General features: G+C 63.4%; 21 protein-coding genes. 7 read left to right on the forward strand and 14 right to left on the reverse strand.

The annotated features are described in order from the left end of the window. Positions 1-5: 5 nt before the first annotated feature. The 7 genes from FBAL_RS15510 to FBAL_RS15540 all read right to left on the reverse strand — a co-directional run bounded on the left by FBAL_RS15510 (position 6) and on the right by FBAL_RS15540 (position 8,073). Positions 6-827 carry an ABC transporter ATP-binding protein gene (locus tag FBAL_RS15510; protein WP_013346528.1) on the reverse strand — a complete coding sequence of 274 codons (822 nt, stop codon included), beginning with the start codon at positions 825-827 and terminating at the stop codon, positions 6-8. 63 nt (positions 828-890) lie between these two features. Further along, positions 891-2,123, reverse strand: coding sequence for an ABC transporter substrate-binding protein (locus FBAL_RS15515; RefSeq protein ID WP_013346529.1), 1,233 nt, complete (start codon positions 2,121-2,123; stop codon positions 891-893). Between the two features lie 83 nt (positions 2,124-2,206). After that, positions 2,207-3,280 (reverse strand): branched-chain amino acid ABC transporter permease, encoded by a 1,074-nt coding sequence (locus tag FBAL_RS15520; protein ID WP_013346530.1) that lies wholly within the window; start codon positions 3,278-3,280, stop codon positions 2,207-2,209. Positions 3,281-3,313: 33 nt separating this feature from the next. Then, positions 3,314-4,207 (reverse strand): branched-chain amino acid ABC transporter permease, encoded by an 894-nt coding sequence (locus FBAL_RS15525; RefSeq protein WP_013346531.1) that lies wholly within the window; start codon positions 4,205-4,207, stop codon positions 3,314-3,316. Continuing rightward, positions 4,204-6,165 (reverse strand): long-chain fatty acid--CoA ligase, encoded by a 1,962-nt coding sequence (locus FBAL_RS15530; protein ID WP_013346532.1) that lies wholly within the window; start codon positions 6,163-6,165, stop codon positions 4,204-4,206. Before FBAL_RS15530 ends, FBAL_RS15525 begins: the two co-directional genes overlap by 4 nt. Then, complete coding sequence (locus FBAL_RS15535; protein WP_013346533.1) at positions 6,166-6,960, reverse strand: ABC transporter ATP-binding protein; 795 nt, start codon at positions 6,958-6,960, stop codon at positions 6,166-6,168. 72 nt (positions 6,961-7,032) lie between these two features. Further along, on the reverse strand, positions 7,033-8,073 hold the full coding sequence (locus FBAL_RS15540) for a DcaP family trimeric outer membrane transporter (protein WP_013346534.1): 1,041 nt from the start codon (positions 8,071-8,073) through the stop codon (positions 7,033-7,035). Positions 8,074-8,284: 211 nt separating this feature from the next. Here FBAL_RS15540 and FBAL_RS15545 point away from each other — a divergent pair, with 211 nt between their 5' ends. After that, positions 8,285-11,713 (forward strand): hybrid sensor histidine kinase/response regulator, encoded by a 3,429-nt coding sequence (locus tag FBAL_RS15545; protein WP_013346535.1) that lies wholly within the window; start codon positions 8,285-8,287, stop codon positions 11,711-11,713. Here FBAL_RS15545 and FBAL_RS15550 read toward each other — a convergent pair. Both FBAL_RS15550 and FBAL_RS15555 read right to left on the reverse strand, forming a co-directional pair. Next, positions 11,680-12,327 (reverse strand): response regulator transcription factor, encoded by a 648-nt coding sequence (locus tag FBAL_RS15550; protein WP_013346536.1) that lies wholly within the window; start codon positions 12,325-12,327, stop codon positions 11,680-11,682. The two genes, FBAL_RS15545 and FBAL_RS15550, sit on opposite strands and share 34 nt — an antisense overlap. Positions 12,328-12,454: 127 nt before the next feature. After that, a complete protein-coding gene (locus FBAL_RS15555) occupies positions 12,455-13,342 on the reverse strand; it encodes a class II glutamine amidotransferase (RefSeq protein WP_013346537.1) in 888 nt (295 codons plus the stop codon). Positions 13,343-13,532: 190 nt separating this feature from the next. On the opposite strand from FBAL_RS15555, the gene FBAL_RS15560 reads away from it, so the two are divergent. After that, the gene (locus FBAL_RS15560) at positions 13,533-13,898 is read left to right on the forward strand and encodes a cupin domain-containing protein (protein ID WP_013346538.1); all 366 of its coding nucleotides are present in this window, start codon (positions 13,533-13,535) and stop codon (positions 13,896-13,898) included. Here FBAL_RS15560 and gltS read toward each other — a convergent pair. From gltS to FBAL_RS15575, 3 genes are read right to left on the reverse strand one after another with little or no spacing between them, the layout of a single operon-like run. Beyond that, the gene (gltS, locus tag FBAL_RS15565) at positions 13,895-15,121 is read right to left on the reverse strand and encodes a sodium/glutamate symporter (protein ID WP_013346539.1); all 1,227 of its coding nucleotides are present in this window, start codon (positions 15,119-15,121) and stop codon (positions 13,895-13,897) included. The two genes, FBAL_RS15560 and gltS, sit on opposite strands and share 4 nt — an antisense overlap. 42 nt (positions 15,122-15,163) lie before the next feature. Further along, positions 15,164-16,141 carry a zinc transporter ZntB gene (locus tag FBAL_RS15570; RefSeq protein ID WP_013346540.1) on the reverse strand — a complete coding sequence of 326 codons (978 nt, stop codon included), beginning with the start codon at positions 16,139-16,141 and terminating at the stop codon, positions 15,164-15,166. Positions 16,142-16,174: 33 nt separating this feature from the next. Next, positions 16,175-17,056 carry a LysR family transcriptional regulator gene (locus FBAL_RS15575; RefSeq protein WP_013346541.1) on the reverse strand — a complete coding sequence of 294 codons (882 nt, stop codon included), beginning with the start codon at positions 17,054-17,056 and terminating at the stop codon, positions 16,175-16,177. Positions 17,057-17,157: 101 nt separating this feature from the next. On the opposite strand from FBAL_RS15575, the gene FBAL_RS15580 reads away from it, so the two are divergent. The 4 genes from FBAL_RS15580 to FBAL_RS15595 all read left to right on the forward strand — a co-directional run bounded on the left by FBAL_RS15580 (position 17,158) and on the right by FBAL_RS15595 (position 20,861). After that, a complete protein-coding gene (locus FBAL_RS15580) occupies positions 17,158-18,339 on the forward strand; it encodes an MFS transporter (protein ID WP_013346542.1) in 1,182 nt (393 codons plus the stop codon). Between the two features lie 125 nt (positions 18,340-18,464). Continuing rightward, positions 18,465-18,905, forward strand: a complete 441-nt coding sequence (locus FBAL_RS15585) for a hypothetical protein (protein ID WP_013346543.1) — start codon at positions 18,465-18,467, stop codon at positions 18,903-18,905. A gap of 127 nt (positions 18,906-19,032) precedes the next feature. Continuing rightward, on the forward strand, positions 19,033-20,397 hold the full coding sequence (locus tag FBAL_RS15590; RefSeq protein WP_013346544.1) for an Ada metal-binding domain-containing protein: 1,365 nt from the start codon (positions 19,033-19,035) through the stop codon (positions 20,395-20,397). Next, entirely contained in the window at positions 20,394-20,861 is a 468-nt protein-coding gene (locus tag FBAL_RS15595) for a methylated-DNA--[protein]-cysteine S-methyltransferase (RefSeq protein ID WP_013346545.1), read from the forward strand. Before FBAL_RS15590 ends, FBAL_RS15595 begins: the two co-directional genes overlap by 4 nt. Here FBAL_RS15595 and mltC read toward each other — a convergent pair. Next, positions 20,858-21,955, reverse strand: coding sequence for a membrane-bound lytic murein transglycosylase MltC (mltC, locus tag FBAL_RS15600; RefSeq protein WP_013346546.1), 1,098 nt, complete (start codon positions 21,953-21,955; stop codon positions 20,858-20,860). The two genes, FBAL_RS15595 and mltC, sit on opposite strands and share 4 nt — an antisense overlap. A 320-nt stretch (positions 21,956-22,275) precedes the next feature. Between mltC and FBAL_RS15605 the strand changes: the two genes are divergently transcribed. Beyond that, positions 22,276-22,815 carry a hypothetical protein gene (locus FBAL_RS15605; RefSeq protein ID WP_013346547.1) on the forward strand — a complete coding sequence of 180 codons (540 nt, stop codon included), beginning with the start codon at positions 22,276-22,278 and terminating at the stop codon, positions 22,813-22,815. On the opposite strand, the gene FBAL_RS19695 is transcribed toward FBAL_RS15605, so the two are convergent. Further along, positions 22,807-23,907, reverse strand: coding sequence for a GGDEF domain-containing protein (locus FBAL_RS19695; protein ID WP_013346548.1), 1,101 nt, complete (start codon positions 23,905-23,907; stop codon positions 22,807-22,809). The genes FBAL_RS15605 and FBAL_RS19695 overlap by 9 nt on opposite strands. Between the last annotated feature and the right edge of the window lie 131 nt (positions 23,908-24,038).

The raw sequence follows: 24,038 nt of genomic DNA on the forward strand, positions 1-24,038 counted from the left end.
CCCCCTTACAACCAGCGCTTACGGCGCTTGTAGGATTTGAGGTTCTTAAAGCTCTTGCGCTCTTCGTTGCCACCGCCGAGGTAGAACTCCTTCACATCCTCGTTGGCCAGCAGCTCATCGCGGGTGCCGTCCAGCACGATCTTGCCGGACTCCATGATGTAGCCGTAATCCGCCACCTTAAGGGCGTAATTGGCGTTCTGCTCCACCAGCAGCATGGTGATGCCCTGCTCCCGATTGATCTGCTCGATGATGCCAAACACCTCTTTCACCAGCAGCGGCGACAGCCCCATGGAGGGCTCGTCCAGCAGGATCATCTGGGGCCGTGCCATCAGCGCCCGGCCAATGGCCAGCATCTGCTGCTCACCGCCGGACAGGTAGCCCGCCAGCCCGGTGCGCTCCCGCAGGCGCGGGAAGTAATCCAGCACCATCTCGATGTCGGCGGCCACCTCGCTGTCGCGACGGGTGTACGCCCCCAGCTTGAGGTTTTCGATCACCGTCATGTCCTCGACGATGCGGCGCCCCTCCATCACCTGAAACAGGCCATTGCGGACAATCCGCTCCGGTGAGGCGGTGTCGATGCGCTCCCCCACAAAGTGGATGTCGCCCCGGGTGACCTCACCATCTTCCGTTTTCAGCAGGCCGGAAATCGCTTTAAGGGTGGTGGACTTGCCAGCGCCATTGGGCCCCAGCAGCGTGACGATCTGGCCCTTGGGGACATCGATGCTGACCCCGCGCAACACCTGGATTACGTCGTCATACACCACTTCGATGTTGTTGATGGCCAGAAGCGTTTGGGTCTCCTGCGCCAGTGCGGCTGACTGTGTCATTGGCTCTCCTTATCCCATGGCTGGGGCCGGACTGGCCGGCCCCCTGCTGCATCATTTCCGGCTTCAGAAACCGAGCCAGTCGGCGCGGCGTTCGAGGGTCATCTGGCTGACCGGCTCTATCAGGATGTCGCCGCCGTTGTAGTTGCCTTTGTAGATGTTGACCTGGCTGACGCCACGGTGATCATCCGCCGCCCAGGTGGCGGGCAGGCACACCCCTTCCAGTCCGGCCGGCACCCAATCCTTGCGGGCGTACATGCCCGCTTTGATGTTCTCGCCGGTGATGCCGCCGTTGGCCTTGGCCCACTCCATCGCTTCCTTCATGTAGTAGACCGAGCAGACCCCACGGATGTAGTGGTGGGGACGGCGCTGCTCACCGCTGGGGTCGGAAACGCGGGAGACCGCTTTCACCAGGCTCATGCCCGGCGCCGGGTCATCCCAGAACGGGGTCATGGTGGGGAAGATGTAGTCCTTGATGCCATCACCGGCGGCTTCAAACACCTGGCGGTCGCCGCCCCAGATGTTGGCCATGAATTGAATCTCGGTGCCCACGGTATTACAGGACTTCACCAGCGACAGGACCGAGCTGCCCAGATTGCCGATGTAGCCATAGTCGGTACCGGAGCTTTTCAGGCTGAGGCACTGGGCCTTGAAGTCACCGGGTTTCATCGAGATCACCACCGGCGGCATCACCTCAAAGCCCAGCTCTTCGGCGTACTCGGCACAGGCGGCCTTGGGCGCATTGGGGTACGGGTGGTTGGCACCGATGTGGGTGAACTTGGGCTTACCCTCGCCGCCCTTGGCCTTCCAGTCTTCAGCGGCCCACTGCACCAGCCCACGGCAGGTGTCGGAGTAGGAGGCGCCGTAGAAGAAGTTGTAGGGCGCGGGTTTCTTGGTTTTCGGGTTCAGCCCCTGCGGGTCGGTCAGGTGCGCCGAGTAGGAGGCGGAGAACACCGGCAGTTGGTCCTTGGCGGCGAAGGCGATCAGCGCTTCGGTGTCGGCCGTACCCCAACCCTGCATCGCCACCATCTCTTTGCGGGCCACCCACTTTTTGTAGGAGGCGATGGCCTGCGGCACCTTGTAGGCGTAGTCGATGGTTTCAAACTCCAGCCGGGTGCCACTGATGCCCCCGTTCTGGTTGATGTAGGCCATGGCATCCCGCACGCCATCGGCGTACTGCTTGCCGACAAACGCGGTGGGGCCGGACATGTCCGCCAGGTGTCCCACAAATACCGCATCTTCTGCCTGGGCGGGTACGCTCAGCAGAGCGCTGGCCGCAATCATCCATGCTTTTTTCATCGTCATTATCCCTTTGCTGATGGGGCACGGTGGCCCCGGATTGTTCAGGCCGGGATGACGCGCATCCCGGGTGCGGTGCCGCCTCAGTAGGCGAACGGGTAACACTTCCAGTAGTTCTTAATCTGCTGCCAACGGTGCGCCAGTCCCTGCGGTTCGAAGATCAGGAACAGGATGATCACCAGGCCAATCGCCATCTCCTTGAGGTAGGCCAGACCGTCCACCACCTGCGGGATGTTGCCCCACTCGGTCTGCTTCATCAGGCCAACGCCGCCCTCCAGCACCTCCGGCAGCAGCACCATAAAGACGCAGCCCATCAGGGTGCCTTTCACGGAGCCGAGGCCACCGATGATCACCATCGCCAGGAACTGCACCGACATCAGGATGGTGAAGCCCTCAGCGGAGACGTAGCCGAGATAGTGGGCGTACAGCGCGCCACCGATGCCGGCGTAGAAGGAGGAGATGCCAAACGACAGCAGTCGGTATTTGTTGAGCTTGACCCCCATGATCTCGGCGGAGAGGTAGTGGTCACGCACCGCCACAAAGGCCCGGCCATCGCGGCTGCGCATCAGGTTGCTGCCCCACAGGTACATGAACACCAGGGCAAACAGGGCGATAAAGTAGAAGGACTCGTCGGTATCGAAGGCGAAACCGAACAGGCTGACCGGCTCCGCCATCGAGCCGGCACTGCCGCCGGAGAACCACTCTGCGCGGGCAAAAAAGTCCTCAATGATGAACTGCGCCGCCAGGGTGGCGATGGCCAGGTAGAGCCCCTTAATCCGGGCCGCCGGCATGCCGAACATCATCCCCACCCCCATGGTGAGGAAGCCCGCCAGCGGGATACAGAACACCACCGGGATGTTGAACTGTGTGTTCATCCACGCCGAGGCAAAGGCGCCAAAGCCGAAGAAGGCACCGTGGCCCAGCGAGATCTGGCCGGTAAAACCCACCAGGATATTGAGGCCCAGGGCCGCAATGCCGAGGTAGCTGATTTGGATAAACAGGGTCAGGTAGTAGGCATCCAGCACCCAGGGCGCACTGCAGGCCAGGGCGATAAACGCCACCGCCAGGGCCCGGATGGTGCCGGTTTCAAAAATGGTGTTGTCCTGCTTGTAGCTGGTACGGAAATCCCCGCACGGGCGCATCGCCAGGCTCGACATAACGCTCTCCTTATCACTTGTTGTGAATGTCGATCAGATCCGCTCGATATCGCGGGTGCCAAACAAGCCGTAGGGCTTGAACCAGAGGATCAGCAGCAGCACGTAGAACGGGGCGATGTCGTACATGTTGCCGAGGTGGAAGTACTGGCTGTCGAAGAACTCCGCCAGGTTTTCCAGCACACCGATGATGATGCCGCCAACGATGGCGCCAACGATGGAGTCGAGGCCGCCGAGAATCACCGCCGGGAACACCTTGATGCCCATCACCGACAGGGAGTCGGACACGCCGTTGACCATGCCGATCACCACCCCGGCGGTGGCCGACACGGTGGCGGCAATGCCCCAGCTCATGGCGAACACCTGCTTTACTGAGATGCCCAGGCTCTGGGCCACCTGCTGGTTAAAGGCGGTGGCACGCATCGCCAGGCCATGCTTGGAGTGCTTAAAGAAGAGGTAGAAACCCACCATGATAAACAGCGCAATCACGGTGCTGAGCAGATAGGCCAGCTCGATGTTCAGGCCGAAAATCGACACCGACTGGGTCTCAAAGATGGGCGGGTAGTTGGCCGGGGCCACACCGAAGATCCACTTCACCAGTGACTGGAAGAAGATGGAGAGGCCGATGGTCACCATGATCACGGAGATGATCGGTTCACCAATCATCGGCCGCAGCACAATCATCTGCAGCGCCACCCCGAACACCGCCATAAAAGCGAGGCTGAGCAGGAAGCCCACCAGGAAGGGCAGCTCCAGATAGACCAGCAGCGCCCAGCACACCCAGGCTCCCACCAGCAGGAACTCCCCCTGGGCAAAATTCACAATCTGGGTGGACTTGTAGACGAGCACAAAGCACATCCCCACCACCCCGTAGAGCAGGCCCACGATCAGGCCATTGATCACCAGCTGAAGCAGCAGTTCGAAATTCATGACGCTCTCCTTAGCGAGTCGTTGCGGGGGGCATTGGCATCGGATCGCAGGGTCTCCACCGGCAGCTGAGTCTGGATCCGGGACTGGCTGCCATCCTGGAAGCGGATCACGGTGTCGATCTCCACCTGTTCGGCGTCGTCGTAGATCGCCTCGATGATGTCGCCGTACTTGTCAGCAATGACGCCACGGCGCACCTTGCGGGTCCGGGTCAGCTCGCCGTCGTCCGCGTCCAGCTCTTTGTAGAGCAGCACGAACTTGGCGATCTGCTGGGCCGGTGGCAGGGAGGCGTTCACCTTCTCCACCTCTTCCGCCAGCTTGGCGTACACCTCCGGCTGACCGGCGAGGTTGGTGTAGTTGGTAAAGGCCAGGCCCTGACGCTCTGCCCACTTGGAGACGATGGCGTAACGGATGCAGAGAATGGCAGAGAGGTAGGGGCGGTCGTTGCCGAGGATCACCGCTTCACCGATAAAGCTGGAGAACTTCAACTTGTTCTCAATGTACTGGGGCGAGAACTGCACCCCGGCGCTGGTGTGGGCCAGATCCTTGATGCGGTCGATCACCACCAGGTGGCCGGAGTCTTTGAAGTAGCCCGCGTCGCCGGTGTGCATCCAGCCTTCGCGCACATCTTCGGCGTAGGCGGCGTCGTTGCCGAGGTAGCCACAGAACATCCCTTCGGTTTTCGCCACCACTTCCCCCAGCCCTTCGCTGTCGGCATTGATCACCTTCACTTCGGCGTTGTCGAACGGCAGCCCGACACTGTCGTAATCGACGTCGTCAGCCGGGTGGATGACGTAGGCGCCACCCATCTCGGTCTGGCCATACAGCTGGCGCAGCGGTACTCCGATGCACTGGAAGAAGCGGAAGGTGTCCGGCCCCATCGCGGCCCCGCCGGTGGCGGCGGATTTGAGGAAGGAGAAGCCGAGGCGGTCCCGCAGCGCCTTCATCAGCAACCACTCGGCCAGGCGGGATGGCTTGCCTTGCGCCAGCGCCCGTTCGGCGCGCTTCATGGCAAAGTCATACAGCGCCCGCTTGAGCGGGGTGGAATCCATCATCCGGGCCTGCACGTCCGCCAGGATCTGCTCCCACACCCGGGGCGCCAGCAGCACAAAACTGGGCCCGATCTCCCGCAGGTCGGCCATCATGGTCTCCTGCTCCTCAACAAAGTTGATCACCAGGCGGGCAATCAGGGCCTGGCCCACCGCGTAGACCTGCTCCATGATCCAGGGCAGCGGCAGCACCGAGACGTAGTTGTCGCCGGGCTGGCGCGGGTCGGCCCGCAGGTAGGCGGCACAGTGGGACAGGAACTGGCGCCCCTGAAGCAGGGCGATCTTGGGCTTGGAGGTGGTGCCGGAGGTGGTGCAGTAGATCGCCACCTTGTCCGGGTCGGTGGCGTCCACCAGGTTGTCAAACGCGCTGGGTTCGCGGCTGTCCAGATCGCGGCCGAGACGGTAGAGGTCCTCCACGTCCACCAGCCGCTTGTCGTCGTATTTGCGCATGCCACGGGGGTCGCAGTAGACGATGTATTCGACGCCGGAGATCTGGTCCTCCAGCTCCAGCAGCTTGTCGCACTGCTCCTCATCTTCAGCGATCACCACCTTGGTGGCGCTGCTGTTGATCAGGAAGGCCACCTCTTCATGCAGGGAGTCCTGATAGATGCCGATGGAGAAGCCGCCCAGGGTGTGCGCAGCCAGTTCGCCCCACACCCACTCCGGACGGTTGTCCCCCAGCAGGGCGATGGTGTCGTCGCGGCCGATGCCCAGGTGCTTCAGCCCCAGCGCCATCCACTTCACCCGGTCACGGTAGTCAGCCCAGCTGAACTCGTTCCAGATGCCGAACTCCTTCTCGCGCATGGCCACTTCATTGGGCCAGTGCAGGGCATTGTGGCGCAGCAGTTTGGGGAAGGTGTCCAGCGCGCCGGTATCAAACGGCATCCTGGCCACGTCATAAGGTTGCGTCATTTATCCCGCCTCCTGCAGTTGTTCATCCTCAAGGCCGAGGTAGGCCCGTTTGACGTGCTCATCCGCCATCACCACGTCCGGGTCACCGCTGATCAGCTTCTTGCCGAAGTCGAGCACCATCACCTCGTGGGAGATGTCCATCACCACCCCCATGTCGTGCTCAATCATCACCACGGTGATGCCGAACTCCTCGTTGAGGTCGAGGATGTAGCGGGCCATGTCCTCCTTCTCCTCCAGGTTCATCCCCGCCATGGGTTCATCCAGCAGGATCATCTTCGGCTTCAGTGCCATGGCCCGGGCCAGCTCCACCCGCTTGCGCAGGCCGTAGGAGAGGTTGCCCGCCACCGCCTTGCGGACGTGGCTGATCTCGAGGAAATCGATGATCTCCTCCACCTCGCGGCGGTGTGCCAGCTCCTCCTTCTGAGCCGGGGAGAACCAGTACAGCGGGCCGGTCAGCCAGTTGTTTTTCATCAGGTGGTGGCGTCCCACCATGATGTTGTCCAGCACCGACATATGGCCGAACAGGGCCAGGTTCTGGAAGGTGCGGCCCATACCCAGATCGGCCCGGTCATTGGGGCGCAGTCGGGTCACGTCGTGGCCATCAAAGTGGATCGCACCGGCCTGGGGCCGGTAGCGGCCGGAGATGCAGTTGAGCATCGAGGTTTTGCCGGCGCCGTTGGGGCCGATAATGGAAAACACCGCACCCCGCGGCACCTCGAAACTGACATCGGTGAGCGCCTTAACCCCGCCAAAAGCGAGGGAGACGTGCTCAACCTTGAGGATGGAATCGGTCATTTCCTGCTCCTATCAGCGACCGCGCCAGCGCGGCCATTGCGGAAGGGGCGGTGCCGGAGCACCGCCGGTCAATCACAGCGCGTAACGCATGGAGAACTGGCCGTAGTAGGAGTCGGCGTCCGACTCGTTCATGGCGAAGTTGCCCACTTCAAAGCCCACCGACAGGAACTTGTTCAGGTCCTGGAAGACGTTGACGCTCCACTGGTCGTTATCGATGTTGGCTTCGTCGGTCTCGACCCGGCCATAGAGGAAGGTGCTGCGCAGGGTGTCGGTCCAGAAGTGGCGATAAGCGGCGAGGTAGGCGGTGACGTTCTCCACCTCTTCACCTACCAGATCTTGGGCGCCGCCCACACTGATGTAGCGGCCCAGCTCGCCGTAGTGCAGCTGCAGGCGCAGGTCACTTTTGCCGAAGGTGTTGATGCGCGCCGCCAGCGAACCACCAAACGCGGTTTCGCGGTTGCCGCCGTTGGTGTTCAGCTCACGGCCCAGACCCGCCAGAGAGACGTTGCCCCAGTCCCCTTTCAGGGTGTACTTGGCCACCACGTCCGGCAGACGGTCGTTGCTGGTGTCGCCGCCCCAGGACTCAGGGTTCTCGATGGACACCGCAAAGCCGCCGGTGCTGTAGCGGATCTGGCCCTGGCGAATAAACGCCAGCCCCACGGTGGCCCCCGCGAAGTCCGCGGTTTCCGGGATGGCGCTGGTGTTCATGATGGTGGACCAGGTCTGGCCGGCGGTGACGCCCTTGTAACTGATAAAGGCGTGGCGGATGCGGGGGTGGAAGGAGTTGGAGATCACCTCGTTACCGCCGCCACCGAGGAAATCCATCTCGATAAAGCCGGTCACATCGCCGTGGATGTACTTGGTGTTAAAGCGGGTTTCGTTGGCGAAGATGCGGAACTGGCTGGCATCCTCCTCCAGCGGCGTACCGGTGCCAATCCAGAAATCACGGTAAGCCACATCGCCGTCCACATAGCGGGCGTCCATCTTGATGTAACCACCGAAGATCAGCTTGTCGTTGTCGGTAATGTCGATCTCGAAACCGGCCTGGCTGGGTGCGGCCAGCGCCAGGGTGAGTCCGGCGGCCGCCAGGGCCTTGGTGTGGGTTGCAGACATGGTGTGTTCCCTCAGTTGTGTCTGGGGGCCAACATCGGCAAATCCCGCCAACCGGACAATTGGCAAAGCGGCCTAAGTCGCAGGACCTAATCCGGACGGACTAATACCAAGGTATAGGGGTCAAAATGCTGCCCACACCCCGATGGGGTTGGGTACACTGGCAAACCCGAGGGCAGCCGTATCGCCCCAGAATCCGAACAACAGGGATGTTATGTTTGCGAACTGGCTGCTGGTGGGCGTGAGCCTGGGCTATATCGGCCTGCTTTTCCTGATTGCCTACCTGGGTGACCGATACCGCCACCGTCTGGCGGAGCAGGCTCAGCGATTGATCTACGCGCTCTCCCTTGGGGTCTACTGCACCTCCTGGGGCTTTCTCGGCACCGCCGGCCAGGCGGCGGTTGGCGACTTCTCCTACCTGCCGGTTTACCTCGCCCCCATCCTGCTGTTCCTGCTGGCCTGGCCCTTTATTCAGCGGCTGATCCGGGTCAGCCTCCGGCTCAATATCACCTCCATCGCTGACCTGCTGGCCGCGCGCTTCGGCAAGTCGCAGCGGCTGGCGTTACTGGTGACCCTGGTGGCACTGATTGGCACCCTGCCCTACATCGCCCTGCAGCTTAAGGCGATCGTCAACTCCTACCTGATCCTGCGTCAGGACCCGATGCTCAGCCCGTGGCAGCTGGGACTGGTGGTGGCCGGAATCCTGGCGGGCTTTACCATCGTATTTGGGGTGCGCACCATCGACGTGACCGAACGCCATCCAGGGGTGATGGTGGCCATCGCCTTCGAGTCCCTGCTTAAGCTGGTGGCCTATTTGGTGGTGGGCCTGTTTGTCTGCTTTGTGGCGTTTGACTCGCCGGGGGAGATCCTCACGCAAACCCGCGCCGCCGACCCCGCACTGCTGAACCCCACCCCCAGCGCACTGGTGTCGATGGCGGGGCTGACGGTGGTGGTGGTGTTCGCCTTTCTCTGCCTGCCGCGCCAGTTTCAGGTCACCATGGTGGAACTCAAATCGCCGCAGCAGGCCAGCCTGAGTCGCTGGCTGTTTCCCGCCTATGTGGCGGTGTTCGCGCTGTTTGCCGCCCCGCTCGGGCTGGCCGGGAAGCTGCTGTATGGTGACTCGGTGGCCACCGACGCCTACGTGCTGTTTCTGCCCGCCAGCCACGGCCATGACTGGCTCAGCCTGCTGAGCTTTCTGGGGGCCATCTCCGCCGCCAGCGCCATGGTGATCATCTCCACCATGGCGCTCAGCATCATGCTCAGCAACGAAGTGGTGTTCCCTGCCCTGTTCCGCCGCAGCGATCTGGAAAACACCCAGTTTCAACGCTTCCGCACCCAGTTGCTGGGGGTGAGAAAAGCGTTGGTGATGGTGGTGATTGCGCTGGCCTACGGCATGTTCCTTATTGCGCCACCCCATACCCTGGCCTCGCTGGGCGAGGTGGCTTTTGGTGCCATCGCCCAGATCGGCCCGCCGCTGCTGGCCGCCTTCCTCTGGCGCCGCATCACCCTGCCGGGGGTGCTGGTGGGGATCAGCGCCGGCTTCAGCCTGTGGCTGCTGCTGAACCTGCTGCCGCAACTCGGCCTCTACCCTCACCCCTTTGCCGACAGCGCCTTTACCCCCACCACCCTGGCCACCCTGCTGGGGCTGGGGGTGAACGCCCTGCTGATGTGGGCCGTCTCGGTGCTGACCCGCCCCTCGGTGCGGGAGCAGATCCAGATGGCCCATTTCTTTGAACGCCCCACCGGAGAATCCGGACTGGGCGGCCTGCCGCGCCGGGTCAGCGCCAATGAACTGCAGCTGCTGGCCGCGCGTTTTGTCGGTGAAGAGAAAGCCCATCGTGCCTTTGCCGGGTTGCCCGCCAACGATAACGACACCCTGCTGCTCTACACCGAGAAGCTGCTGGCGACAGTGATGGGTTCAGCTTCCGCCCGGTTGGTGCTCTCCTGCGCCCTGCAGGGTCGGCATATCGCGCTGGAGGAGGTGGTGCAGTTGGTGGAGGAGGCGTCGAGCCAGCGCACCGCGCTGAGCCAGGAGGTGCTGCAGAGCGCCATCGAAAACGCCTCGGAGGGGATCTCGGTCACCGACCACAACCAGCGGCTGGTGGCCTGGAACGACCGCTACCTCAAACTGTTCCAGTACCCCAAGGCGCTGATCTACCCCGGCTGTCCGGTGGCGGACCTTATCGCCTACAACCTGGGCCAGACCCTGGATGACGACGCGGAGATCGCCAATCAGGTTGAGCGCCGACTGGCGTTCCTGCGCCAGGGCAGCCGCCACAGTTCAGAGCGGCAGATGCCCGATGGCACAGTGATCCGCATCGAAGGCAACCCGATGCCGGATGGCGGCTTTGTGATGCTGTTTACCGACATCACCGTCTACCGCCAGGCCGAAGCCCTGCTGACGGAGAAGAACCTCGATCTCGAACAGCTGGTGTCGGAGCGCAGTGACAAGCTGGCCAAGGCCAACGCCCAGCTGGCCCGCTCCAACGCCAAACTGGCGGCGGCCCACCAGCAGGCGGAAGCCGCCCACCACCAGAAAAGCCAATACCTGAAAGCGTGCAGCCATGACCTGCTGCAACCGCTGTCGGCGGCGCGGCTGTTCTCCTCCACCCTGCTGGAGGACCCGGAACTGAAGCCGGAGCAGCAGGCTCAAGTCGCCCGCATCGACCGCTCGCTGCAGACCGCCAATGAGCTGCTGATGGACCTCAACGCCATGGCCCGGCTGGAGAGCGGCGCCATTGTGCCCAAACCGGAACCCTTTGCCCTGCAAACCCTGCTGGATGACCTGGCCCAGGAGTTTACTGCCCTGGCCCCCGGCAGTGGGGTGCGCTTCCGCTGCGTCAACAGTGGGGTGTGGGTGCACAGTGACCGCGCCCTGCTGCGCCGTATCCTGCAAAACCTGCTGGCCAACGCCCTGCGGCACGCGCCGGGCAGCACCGTGCTGCTGGGCTGCCGCCGGGGTGCCCAGCTGCATATCGAGGTGATCGACAACGGCCCCGGCATCCCCCGGGAGAAACAGGCCGAGGTGTTCGAAGCCTTTACCCGGCTTAATGACAACGGCCAGGTCGGGCTGGGGCTGGGCCTGAATATCGCCCGCGGGCTCGCTCAGCTACTGGGCCACCCGTTGCAGCTGCAAAGCGAATCGGGACAGGGGTGCCGTTTCCGGCTCAGCCTGCCGAGGGTCAATGCGCCGGTGCAGAGTGCGCCGGTGCAGGCGGACCCCATCACCCTGCAGGGGGTACGGGTGCTGTGCGTCGATAACGACCCGGAAGTGCTGGCTGGGATGGCCGCCCTGCTCAGCCGTTGGCAGTGCGAGGTGATGACCGCCAGTGACCCGGAGGAAGCGGAGCAGTGCTGCCGACGTCATCCGGTCGACATCATGCTGGTGGACTATCAACTCGACCGAGGCGCCGACGGACTGAGCCTGATGGCAGCGCTGCAGCAGGTGGTGGGGCATGCCCTGCCGGGAATTCTGATCAGCGCCACCACCGATGAACAGGTGGTGACTGAGGCGCGGGAGCAGGGGTACGGCTTCCTGCGTAAACTGGTGAAACCCGCAGCACTGCGGGCGATGATGAGTGCGCTGCTGATGCGCGAGTGGAAACAGAACTACGTAGCGGAATCGAGCGAGCGTTCCGGCTGAAGAGATTGCAGGGCGATCACCGCCTGGGTGCGGGTGCGCACACCGAGCTTGAGGAAGATGGCGCTGGCGTGGGCTTTTACCGTGGCTTCGGACAGCCCCAGCCGGGTGGCAATCTGCTTATTCAGCAGCCCCTCGGCAAACAGCATCAAAATGCGGTGCTGACGGGGCGAGAGGGAGGCGATGCGCACCGCCATCTCATCCAGTTCACCGCCTTCGGCACTCTGCGGCCACCACTGGGCCCCATCCAGCACCGCGGCCACGGCATCCAGCATCGCCTCCACTGGCCGGGACTTGGGCACAAACCCCGCCGCCCCGCACTGGCGTGCCTGCGCCACCGTGGCGTCGTCCTCCTGACCGGAGATCACCACCACCGGCAGGGCCGGGTATTGCTCCCGGATCTGCAGCAGGGTCTGAAACCCTTTGGCGCCGGGGATGTGCAGGTCGAGCAGCAACAGGTCCGGCTCCGGCCCGGTCCGCAGCGCCTGATTTAACGGCTCCGCCCCGTCCGCCTCCGCCAACGCGCAATCGGGGTAGTAGCGGCGCAGCAGGTCCGCCAGCGCGGCACGATAGAGCGGGTGGTCATCGGCGATCAGAATGCAGTCTGGCTGGTACATGGCTTCCCTGTCCTCGATGGGCATCCGGCCCGGGGGTGAATCACCGAACCTAAAACAAAAGCGCCAGCGTCTCAATCCCCGCTTGGTCTAAGCCGGGTAGGACACTGGCGCTTTGTGGCGGTCAGGCTTACCAGTAGCGGCGCAGGTCGGCCTGTTGCGGCAGGGCCAGCGGCACCTGCTCAAGACTGCCGTCCGGCAGTGAGCGCACCAGGTGGTTGCGCTCCACTTTCTGCCACAGGGATTTTTGCGCGGTCAGCGGCTCGGAACAGATCATCGCCGCGGCGGTTTCTCCGGCTTTGGCGCGCTTAAGCTTAAAGCCATCCTGATTGCAGATAGTGACACCGTGGGCCATAAACAGCGACGCAGGCTGCACCGAGTGGTCGCTGTTGAAGCGGGTCGCCAGCATGTGCTCACCGTCGGATACGGCGAAGTTGATGAAGGCGTTGGTGTCAGCACCGGCGCGCTGACGCAGCCACATGATCTTCTCGATGGTGTGCAGCAGCGCCTGCTCCATCTGTTGCGGGGTGCACTCGGTCTTAAAACCGAGGGTGTCCATAAACAGGGCAAAGGCGTGCTCGGAGTCGGTGTTGCCCTCGATAAGGCCAAACGCCTCGTCGGACAGCTCCTTCTGCAGGGCCCGCTTAAAGCTGTCAAAGCGGTCCAGTCGGCCGTTATGCATAAACAGGTAGCGACCAAAGCTGAACGGGTGGCAGTTGGCCTGACTGACCGGCATCCCCACCGACGCGTCGCGCACGTGGGCAAAGAAATGGCGGGTCGGCACCTTACCGGCGATCATCGCCAGGTTGCGGTTACTCCAGGCCGGGTCAACGTTCACAAAGGTGGCGGGTTCCGGGTCACCGTGGCCGGTATACCAACCCAGACCAAAGCCATCGGCGTTCAGCGGCTTTTTGCGTTTCTGGGCATTTTTGCTCTGGGCCACCAGGCCATTCTCCGCGTCGTACAACAGCGGATACATCAGGGTTTCGGCACCCCGATAAAGAATAAAACGACACACGGGTTCAGCATCTCCGGGGGACCGCCCCCAAAACGTGGTTCAGGCCCGGCGGCGCCGGGGCGGACAGCTTGCCCGACTCCGCGCTTGCCGGCAAGCGACTTTTTCCGGACGTTTTTCCCCGTGGATCCCCGCCCCAAAATCCGGCTATATTAACCGCTCGTTTATTATTCTAATCACCACAGGAAGTGCCATGAACACACTCAAGGAATGGGTCTTTTTTGACGAGCAACAGGGCGACTACGAGCGCTATCAACCCGCCGAGGAGCGGCGGGTAACGGGCGCACCGGTCAACGAACTCTGGAACCACTATTCCGACCCCAGCAACCAGTTCCATGCCGGGGTGTGGCGCTCAGAGCCGGGGTGTTGGAAGGTCAGCTACAGCGAGCATGAGTTTTGCCAGATTCTGGAGGGGCGCTCCATTGTCCGCGACAACCAGGGCAATGAGCGGGAACTGAAAGCGGGCGACCGTTTTGTGGTACCCGCCGGATTTGAGGGAGAGTGGGAGGTGGTGGAAACCTGCCAGAAGATCTACGTGATCTTCGAACCGGCCACCTAAAGCCCGACAAAGAAGCCAATCACCAGCGCGTTCACGATGTCGATAAAGAAGCCGCACACCAGCGGCACGATGATAAAGGCCTGGTGACTGGCGCCGTACTGCTGGGTCACGGCGGTCATATTGACGATGGCGGTGGCGGTAGACCCCAGGGTGATGCCGCCAAAACCGGCGCTGACCACCACCGCATCGTAGTTTTTCCCCATCAGGCGATACACCAGCAGCAGGGTGAAGCTGATCGACAGGGCGATCTGCGTCCCCATGGCGATGGACAGGTAGCCCAGCAGCCCCTCCAGCTCCCACAGCTTCAGGCCCATCAACGCCATGGTCAGGAACATCCCCAAACAGATGTCGGAGATCAGCGCTAAGCCCTGCTGCCCTTCGTCGGCCCATTGCCGTTCGCGGTTGCGGCTCAGCCAGCGACCCAAATTCCCCACCAGGATGCCGGCGATCAGGCAACTGACAAACATCGGCAGTTTGACGCCCGCTTCCTCCAGAGTTTCATTCAGGCTGTAACCCAGCATCAGGCAGACGTTGAGCCAGAGCCAGGCCCACAACACGCCGTAGTAACTCAGGTGGGTGCGGTGCTCATCATCGTGCTGGATACCGATGTCCAGATCGTTATCGCCGGAGGGCTGGATGCGGTGGCGCTGGATCAGGTAGCGGGCGATGGGGCCGCCAATCACACAGGCGGCGATCAATCCCACGGTGTTGGAGGCGATGCCCAGCTCCATGGCATTGGCGATGCCCAACTCATCGACAAAGGTGGGCGCCCAGGCCAGCGTGGTGCCGACCCCGCCGGTCAGGCTGATGGAGCCGGACAACAATCCGGCTTTCGGGTCCATGCCAAACCCGCCAGCCACCGCCATGCCAAGCAGGTTTTGCAGCACGATAAAGCTGGACGCCAGCAGCAACAGGGTAAACAGCGGCCGGCCTCCCTTTACCAGCGTGGCAATATCGGCGCGCAGGCCGATGCCGGCAAAAAAGTAGAGCAGCAGGGCATCGCGGGCCTCCAGATCAAACTCGATCTGGCGGCCGAACACGTAATAGAGCACGGCCACGGTGGCGGCGCAGACAAAGCCGCCAATCACCGGTTCCGGAATGGAGTACTTGCGCAGCAGCGGCGAACGCTGGGTTATCGATTTGCCGATAAACAGCAGCAGGATGGCGATGGTGAAGGAAACAAAGCCCTCGACGGGCACCTGTATCGGGCCACTTGCTGGCATTGTTCTCCCCCTATCCGTCTGATTCGCTTGCCTCAGTGTAGGTCAGAGCCAGCGTTTCCAGCGCAATAACCACAATTGCAACGCCACCACCGCAAACATACCGAACACCACGGCCCAGAACGCCCAGTGTTCCCCCTCACCCGGAATGCCCCCCACGTTGATGCCCAGCAGCCCGGTCAGAAACCCCAATGGCAGGAAGATGGCGGCGATGATGGAGAGCATATACATCCGCCCGTTCAACTCCTCCGAGGCACGCCCCAGCAGCTCCTCCTGAATCAGCGCGGCCCGCTCGCGCACCTCGTCGATCCCTTCAATATGGCGTGACAGGTGGTCCAGCACTTCGCGCAGCCACAGCTGATGCCGGGCGGGTATCCAGGGCTGGCGCTCACTGGCCAGCCGCGACAGCGCTTCCCGCTGCGGTGACAGGTAGCGGCGCAGGGCGATCACCTGCTGGCGCAGCTGGGTCAGGCTGTTGCGGTCCACCTCGCCCTGTTCCGCCACCAGCGACTCCTCCAGCCCGTCAATGCGCTCCTCAAAGGTGTCGACTATCGCCTCCATCGGCTGCACCAAGGCCTGGGCCAGCGCCACCACACAAGCCATGCTGCCCTTCGGACCAATCCCCTGCTGCACCTTTCCCACAATCTCTGCGGTGGCTTCGAGCGGGCGGCGGCGGGTGGTGATCAGGCGGGATTCGGTCAGGAACAGGCGCAGTGACACCAGATCATCCGGGTCCGATTCCGGGCGGGGATTGACGCCACGCAGGGCCATCAGGAACCCCTCCCCCATTGGACTGCAGCGGGGCCGGCTGTCCTCCGCCAGCAACGCCGCCCGGGCCAGTGGCGGCACGGTTTCATCCTGTTCCAGCCAGGTTTGCACCGCCGCCTCACTGTAATCCAGGTGCAGCCAGAGTACCCCCTGTGCCGGGGTCCACTGCTGCACTTCAGGCCAGGTGAGGGCACGTCCTCCCCCGTTGCCATCCAGCAACAGGGCGTGCAGCAATCCGCTAAGGGTGTCACTCATGATCAAGCTCCAGTTCTGATCTGCCGTTCCAATCTACAGCCTCAGGCGGGGCTGAATAAAGTCGAGAAATACGCGGATCCGCTCCGCTAACACACTGTTTTGATAGAACACCGCGTTGACCCGCTCACGCTCTGCCAGCGGCTCCAGCGCCTCCCCCAGCACCGGCATCAGGCGACCCGCCTCCAGATCTTGCGCCACCATAAAGTGGGACAGGCAGGCGATGCCGTGACCGTCCAGCGCCATCCGGCGCAGCAGTTCGCCGTTACTGACTGCCACCGCAGGCCGGATCGGAGCCGTCCCGGGCAGTGGCCACTGGTTCAGCCGCGAGGGGGGAATAAAGCCCAGCAGGCTGTGCCCATCCAGCGCGTCAACGCTGTCCGGGACGCCCTGACGGGCCAGGTAGTCCGGCGCTGCCACCAGGTGCAGGGCAGACCGCCCCAGCGGGCGCGCATGCAGGGTGGAGTCCGACAGAGTGCCGATGCGGATCGCCACGTCGATGCGCTTCTCCAGCAGGTCGATGATCCCTTCACTGGCGGACAGCTCCAGCCGGATCTCCGGGTAGCGCTGGCGAAACGCCGCCAGGTGCGGCAACAGCTGGTGCTGGATAAACGGGCTGGCCGCGTCCACCCGCAAACGCCCGACCGGGCGCCCCGCCACCTGAGCCACCGCCTCCTCCGCCGCATCCAGCTGGGCCAGTCCGGCCCGCACCGCGTCGGCAAAGGTGGCCCCCTCCTCGGTCAGCTCCAGCCGCCGGGTGGTGCGGTTAAGCAGCGTGGTGCCCAGCTGCTGCTCCAATCGGGTGACGGCACGAGAGATGCGGGCCACCTGCAGATCCAGCGCTTCGGCCGCCGCAGAAAAACTGCCGGCGTCCACCACGGCGAGAAAACACTGAAGGTCATCGGAGCGGGTTTTCATTACGGTTCCAACAAAAGTCTTTTGCTCAATGTAGCATTTTTCACAAAGGTGACCCCGCCCATAATCGCCGCCATCGAAAACCCGTTGAATGAGTGATTCCCATGCCTGTTGCCCTGTTGGCGCTGACCCTGAGCGCCTTTGCCATTGGCACCACCGAGTTTGTGATTGTCGGCCTGATCCCCACCATGGCCGCCGACCTCGGGGTGTCTGTTCCCTCCGCTGGCCTGCTGGTCAGCCTCTATGCCCTGGGCGTTGCCATTGGCGCGCCGGTGCTGACCGCCCTGACCAGCCGCTGGCAGCGCAAAACCGTGTTGCTGTCGGTGATGACCCTGTTTGTACTGGGCAACCTGCTGGCCTGGCAGGCTCCCGGCTACAACGCGCTGGTGATTGCCCGGCTGCTGACCGGTCTGGCCCACGGGGTGTTCTTCTCCATCGGCTCCACCGTGGCCACTGGCCTGGTGAGCAAAGATAAGGAAGCCTCCGCCATCGCCATTATGTTTACCGGCCTGACCGTGGCCCTGGTGACCGGTGTGCCGCTGGGTACCTACATCGGCCAGCTGTTTGGCTGGCAGACCACCTTCCTGGTGGTGTCCGGCCTCGGCCTGGTGGCCCTGATTGGCAGTGCCCTGCTGATCCCCGCCAACCTCAAGCAGCCGCCAGCGGCCAAACTCAGCGACCAGCTCAAGGTGCTGACCCAGCCCCGCCTGCTGCTGGTGTATGCCATCACCGCACTGGGCTACGGCGGCACCTTTATCGCCTTTACCTATCTGGCCCCCATTCTGGAGCAGGTCAGCGGATTCAGTGCCAGCCTGACCGGCGCCATCCTGCTGGTGTACGGCGTGTCCGTGGCCATCGGCAACATCTGGGGCGGCAAGCTGGCTGACCGCAAAGGGCCGGTGGGTGCGTTGACCCTGATCTTCACCGGCCTGGCCGCCGTGCTGCTGGCCCTGAGCCTGACCGCGTACAGCCAGGTGGGCGCAGTGCTGACCGTACTGGTGTGGGGCGCGTTTGCTTTTGGCAATGTCCCGGGGCTGCAGGTGTACGTGGTGCAGCTGGCACAGAAATACAGCCCCAATGCGGTGGACGTGGCCTCCGGGCTGAACATCGCCGCCTTTAACGTGGGCATCGCCCTCGGTGCCTGGGGCGGCGGTCTGGTGGTGGAACACAGTGGCCTGATGGACACCCCGTGGATTGGTGCCCTGGTGGTGCTGCTGGCCCTGGCCCTGACCCGTCTCAGCGGTCGCCTCGACCAGCGCCCCGAACCGGTGGCCTGCGCGGCCTGAGTCCCCTCCCCCCACAGGCGGCAACGTCAACCTGTGGGGGGTTTGGGTAAAGCGGGGTAAAGAGCGAAACTCCACCCCGCTTTCGCACTCATACTGGCACCGTTAATCACACAGGATGTGACCCGATGCCCGCACTCAAAACCGCTGTTATCCCCCTCGTCAGTGTCTCCCTGCTGGCCGCCTGCGCCAGCTCCCCCAGCCCCAACCACCAGTTCTACACCGAGTCCGGCCCGGACGGGCTGCACTTTACCCTGGTGCACTACGCCGACCCGGACACCGAGGCCAAAGCACGCCCGGCGCCCCCTCAGGCCGACAGCGGCCGGGGCAGCCGTCGTGGTGGCGGTGGCAAAGGGGGTGAACGGGAGCGCGGCGGACGGGAACGCGGGACGCCGACCACCAGCGACACCGCCAGCAGCGCGGTGCCACAAGGGGGGATTGATGACCAAACACTGATGGCCCTGCTGGAGCAGGAGCTGGACCAGCACCAACTGTGTCTGGACGGTTACCGCATTCTGGAGCAACGCCCCACCCAGCGCGGTGTACTGCTGCGCGGCCAATGCCCCTGAGTCGGATTGGCCGGGAGACCTTGCCCAATGGCAGCAACCGAAGATTTCGCCATTCGGTTCCGAAAATGGCCAGTCTGATGCCCGGCCTCGGTTACACTGGGGCCATCATTGTCCAGTACGCATCGCCATGGAATCACATCAATACCGCCAGGCCCGGCTGGCCCGGGACCCTCGCTTCGATGGCCGCTTCTTTGTTGCGGTGCGCACCACCGGCATCTATTGCCGGCCCATCTGCCCGGCCACCGCCCCGAAGGAGGACAACGTCCGCTACTTCGACACCGCCCTGGCCGCCAGCCAGGCCGGCTATCGTCCCTGCCTTCGTTGCCGCCCCGACAGTGCGCCCGGTTCCCCCGCCTGGCGCGGCAGTGACACTACCCTGACCCGGGCAATCCGCCTGATCGATGAAGGCGCGCTGGTGGACGGCACCATTCCGGCACTCGCTGCGCGTCTGGGCATCAGCCCCCGTTACCTCAACAAACTGTTCCAGACCCGGCTCGGCACCAGTGCCAAACAGTACGCACTGCACCAGCAACTGATGCTGGCCAAGCAGCTGCTGCACGATACCGCCCTGCCGATGGCGGAGGTGGCGGCCGCCGCCGGTTTTGGCAGTGTGCGCCGCTTTAACGACTGCTTTGCCAGCCAGCTGAAGCTGACGCCGGGCCAGATCCGACGCAGCGCCGCGGGCCAGAGCAGCGACCTGACGCTGTTTCTGAGTTACCGCCCGCCCTACGCCTGGGCCCCACTTCGGGGGTTTCTGGCCCATCGTGCCATTGCGGGACTGGAGTGGCATGGCGACGACTTCTATGGCCGCACGCTGTGGACCGAGGATGGCCAGCTGGCCCACTTCACCGCCCGCCACCAACCGGAGCGTCATGGCTTTGCGGTGACCCTGACCGTGCCGCCGGGGCAGCCCGTGCTGGCGCGGGTGGGGCGCATCCGCCGACTGTTGGATCTGGATGCTGACATCGCCACCATCGACGCCCATCTGGCGTCCATTCCGGGCCTGGCGCCGCTGCTGACACCGGGCCTGCGCCTGCCCGGCATCGCGGATCCTTTTGAAGCCGGCGTGCGGGCGATTCTGGGCCAGCAGGTCAGCGTGGCGGCCGCCCGCAATCTGGTGCAGAAGGTGGTTGACCGGCTGGGGACAAAGCAGGAGGAGCGGCGCGGCTTTCCCACACCGCAGCAACTGGCTGAGGACTCACTGGCGTGGTTGGGGATGCCCGACAGTCGGCGCCAAACCCTGCGCCGCTTCGCCGCCCACGTTGCGCAGCACGGCCAGCAGGAAGATCCGAACCAATGGCTGGCGCTGAAGGGGATTGGCCCCTGGACCGTGGAATATGTGCGGATGCGGGGACTGTCAGAACCGGACCGCTGGCTCGGCACCGATCTCGGCATCAAAAAAGCGTTGGCCCAACAAGGCCTGGAAGCGAACCCGGACGCCGCCGCCCCCTGGCGCAGCTACCTCACTTTTCAACTGTGGAACCGGTTATGACTCAACACTATCAAAGCTGGCTGGATACGCCGGTGGGCCGTCTGGTTATCGACGCCAATGCGCAGGCCATACTGGCGGTCACCTTTACCGAGCCCCAGAGTGCGGCGACAGAGAGCGCGCTGACCCGGCAGGCCAAAGCGCAGTTGCTGGAGTATTTTGCCGGCCAACGCCAGCACTTTGACCTGCCACTGGCGCCGGCGGGCACCCCGTTCCGCCAGAGTGCCTGGCAGGCGCTGTGCACCATCCCCTACGGCCAGACCCGCAGCTACGGCGAGCAGGCCGAGGTGATGGGCAAACCCACCGCCGTGCGGGCCGTGGGGGCCGCCAATGGCGCCAACCCCATCGCCATTGTGATCCCCTGCCATCGGGTGATCGGCAAAAACGGCAGCCTCACCGGCTACGCCGGAGGGCTGGACCGCAAAGCCTGGCTGCTGGCGCTGGAGCGCGGCGAGGTGCGGGCTTAAAGCTTGCCCTGATTGAACTCACGCTGGAACGCCAACACCTTCTGCAGGTAACGGCGCGCTTCCGCCTTGGGGTGGCGATTGGTCAGCGCCCAGTAGACCTGATCCGGTTGCAGGCTGTTGAGGTCGCGCATCGCCCGTTTGCGGTCACGGTCAAAGGTGGCCAGCACCCCGCCGGTGCCGCCGTTGTAGGCGGAGATCATGCTGTAGTGCAACGTCGTGGGGTGGCGGACCTCTTTCAGGTAGCGGGTTTTCAGCAGGTGAAAGTAGGCCGCGCCGGTGTCGATGTTGTTGGCCGGATTGAACAGGTATGACTGGGTGGGGATGTCATTGCGGCCCTTCACCAGTTTGAACACGTCTGCTCCGGCGGTTTTGGGGATCACCTGCATCAGGCCATAAGCCCCGGCGTGGCTGACCGCATAGGGGTTAAAGCTGCTCTCGGTTTTGATGATGGCGTAGATCAGGTCTTCCGGCAGGTTGTAGCGCCGCGCCGCCGCCCGGATCAGCGGGGCATACTGATACTCCCGCTGGGACAGGTGGTTGGCCACCATGTCGATCTCAACGTAGTAGGTTTGTCCCCGGGGGCGCGCTTCCTGACGCAGCTTGTGGTCAATCAGGTAGTCGGCATAGCGGTTGGCGCGCCAGGCCCATTCAATCGGCTGATTGTCCTGATCCACCACCTGCCCGAGCAGGAAGGGTTTGCCCTTCAGCTCCACCCGCTCATCACTGAACATGTGCACGGCGCTGGGGTCGGAGGGCATCAGCAGGGTTTCCACGATCGCCTGATGCAGCTTCTCGCGGGGCTGGTTCTGGGCGATGGTACTGACCCAGATTTTGCCCTCATCGAAGTTGATGTGGGCGCGGGTGCGAAAGCCGTCGATGTACTTGACGTAATCGTGCTTGCTCGCCTCCAGGTAGTCATTCTCACCCCACTGCGCTTTGACCTGACTGGCAAAGTGCTGAATCAGCGCTTCGAAGGCCCGCTCATCCCGCACCATCGGCCGGGTCGCCGCGTTCTCAACCGGCGAAGGTGTGCCGCTGCAGGCGCTCAACAGGGCAAACAGCAGGGTCAAAAACAACAAACGAATGGGCGGCATTGGGGTTTTCAAAGCTGGCAGGCGGTAGTCAGGGTTCAAACGCGATAGCTTAGCGGATTTTTCCGGAAAATCATGCGCCTGTTGTACCGACGGAGGCGGGGGCCCCGCCGATGGGGCCATCACCACGGCTCAGCTCAGCACGGGCGCCCTGGCAGCCCGCCAGCCTAACCAATGGTGGCCTAACTGACGCTGAATTAACCGGTTATCGCCCGCCTGTCGAGGTCAGCTCGTGATCCTGCCTGCAGATCGGGTTGCCGGTTTTGCCCTGTTCCGGGCAAACACGCGACACTCGCGCCATTTCACGCCACCTGAGCCATCACATGCGCCTGCTCACCCTCCTGCCCTTTGTCCTGTTTGCCCCCTCCGCCCTGGCCCAGATGCTGGGTCAACAAAGTGAGGAAACCGGCCCGGCAGTGCAGCCCCATGTGGCGCTGACTCTGGACTACTACGCCGCAGACAATGCGTTGTGGGGGGTCACCATCGCGCCCACCCACTATGACCCCAACTACCCACGCTGGGGCTACTACGCCGGGTTTGCCTGGGGGCCGAGCGAATCCCTGTCCCTGCCGGAACCGGAGCAGGGCAAGGTGAAGCAGTATGCGGGGCGCTTTGGCCTGAGCTATGCGCTGGTGCCGTCACTGCACCTCTATGGCGGAGCCAGCTACTACCTGCGGGAAACCCACCACACCACCGGCATTATGCCGTTGTGCACCGATTGCGGTCCGGTCTGGACCGAAGATAAGGATTACCGGTGGGGTGCCGAGCTCGGCCTGCGCTGGAATCTGGGCCAGCATATGGTGATTGGTGCGGGTTACAACTGGGCCACGGAATCGGCCCTGATCAGCATCGGGTTACGCTGACACCTCATTGGCCTGGCTCAGGGCCAGCAGTTTGCCCTGCTTGGCCTGATACATCTGGCGGTCGGCGGCGTTGATCAGGGCATCGGCATCGCTGCCATCCGCCGGCGAGCTGGCCAGGCCGATGCTGATCCCCTGGTGGATCCGTTCACCACCGGGCAGTGTAATCGCCCGGCCAAACGCCTGCTTGATCCGTCCAGCCAACTGTTCCGCCCGTTCGAAATCGGTCTCCTCCAGCACGATCACAAACTCATCGCCGCCGATGCGGGCCAACAGGTCATGCAGCCGCAGGGACCCCTGCAACCGCTTAGCCACCTCCGCCAGCACCGCATCCCCGGCCTCATGACCGAAGCGGTCATTGACCAGCTTGAAGTCGTCCAGGTCGAGATAGAGCAGGGTTAGGGGCGCACCACTCTCCTGGCTGCGCAGCACCGCATCCCGGCAGTGGCTCTGGAAGTGGCGACGGTTGGCCAGGCCGGTCAGAGGGTCGGTGGACGCCAGCCGCACCCAGTTTTGCTCCACCGCTTTCTGCTCAGTGATGTCATTAACGGTGGCCAGGATCAGCACTTCATCGCTGACGGTGCCGGCCATCACCTGCAGGTGCCACTGGCAGTGCAGCGGCTGCCCGTCGCGGGTGCAATTCAGCTGCTCGGTTTCCAGGCTGTGCCCTTCCTTCGCCAGCCGGCTCAGCATCCGGGTCAGGCGGCGTTGCTGGGGTTCGGCGCACAGCAGTTTGGCCACCGGCTCGTTCATCACCGAATCCGGCTCCCAGCCAAACAACCGGGTGGCGGCCCGGTTCCAGCCCTGAATGCGGCCTTTCGGGTCCAGCACCAACAGTGGGGTCGGGGTGTGATCCAACAGCTGGGTCATCATGGCGCCCTGGCGTTTCAGCTGCAGGTTATAGCGCCACAGGCAGAACAGCAGCAACAATGCCATCGCCAGCAACACCATCACGCTGAGCTGACTGCCCGAGGGCTGAGCCACGGCAGCGTAAGCCATCGGGATAGCCACCACCTGCACCACACCGATCCAGCGGCGGGACATCGTTGCAGGGCGAGTCAGGCGAATCGCCGGACCCCAGGCCATTGGGCGCATGTTCAATTCCTTTGATAACCGGTGGTACCGCCCCCCTGGCGGACCTGCATTGAGTAAAACGGTAACGCTCCGGTTATTGGCTCAGCTTTTTTGATTCCCGGCACTTTGCCGTATGATCACGCCATTCGACC

The organism is Ferrimonas balearica DSM 9799, assembly GCF_000148645.1.
Taxonomy (GTDB): domain Bacteria; phylum Pseudomonadota; class Gammaproteobacteria; order Enterobacterales; family Shewanellaceae; genus Ferrimonas; species Ferrimonas balearica.